This window comes from Mesorhizobium sp. M1A.F.Ca.IN.020.06.1.1 (genome assembly GCF_004023265.1).
GTDB lineage: Bacteria > Pseudomonadota > Alphaproteobacteria > Rhizobiales > Rhizobiaceae > Mesorhizobium.
Genome location: NZ_RZSR01001548.1, coordinates 1 through 776, shown reverse-complemented (window position 1 = coordinate 776; position 776 = coordinate 1). Strand labels below are relative to the sequence as shown.

Annotated in this window: 1 pseudogene; it reads left to right on the top strand. The window is 66.6% G+C overall.

From position 1 onward, the window contains the following. Positions 1-727 (top strand): annotated as a pseudogene (locus tag EOA60_RS35450) (SWIM zinc finger family protein); the annotation flags it as partial. Positions 728-776: the final 49 nt, after the last annotated feature.

Below are 776 nucleotides of genomic sequence, written 5' to 3'. Positions count from 1 at the left end.
CAGCGAAGAGCGGCCGGACGCCGCTATCCGAGAGCTGGGTAAGCTGGTGCTGCTCGCCAAGGCCTGGCGTGCCGCGCCCGACGATGCCGAGCTGAAGCGCCTGGTCTCGACATCCGAAACACGCGACCAGATCCTTGCCAATCCGGATGCCGTCAAGGTCGAGAGCGACTGGGAGGTGCTGGGTGAGAAGATCGAGGCCCGTCGCGACGGCCTGGTCAGCCACGCGACCTGGCTGCTCGATCTGAAAAGCCCAATCCCACGATTTGCCGTCCTCCTGGACTTCTTCCCGGCCTCGGCCGGGCGCCGCTCCGGCGCCTTCGCGCCGGGGGACCGCTTCAAGGCGAGGCTGGTGTTCTATCCATCCCGAATTCCGCTTCGCGCACTGGTCGCAGAACGCCTGGGCGATGCGTCGCCCGGCAATTGGCCCGATTTTGCTCCGAACGCTGCCGGCGATCCGCTGGCCGCCTATGCAGCTTTCCAGGACGGCGCGCCGTGGCTGTCCGACTGTCCGATCCTCCTGCCGGCGGGCGCGATCGCGCTGGACGAGAAGGATGGCGCCTGGTGGCAGGCGGCGAACGATTCGCATGGCATCGCCCTGCCAGTCGCCGGCTCCGTCAACCAGACCTTGCTTGGCCTCGATCTGACAGTCACGGCAGCACTGTGGAACGGCGCCAGGCTCGAGCTTCTGGCCTCGCAAAGCAGCATCGGGAGGCTCGATCTCTCATGAACGAGCTCGAGCAGGCAGGGCTGGCGAGGCTTCGCGACAACTGGATTTC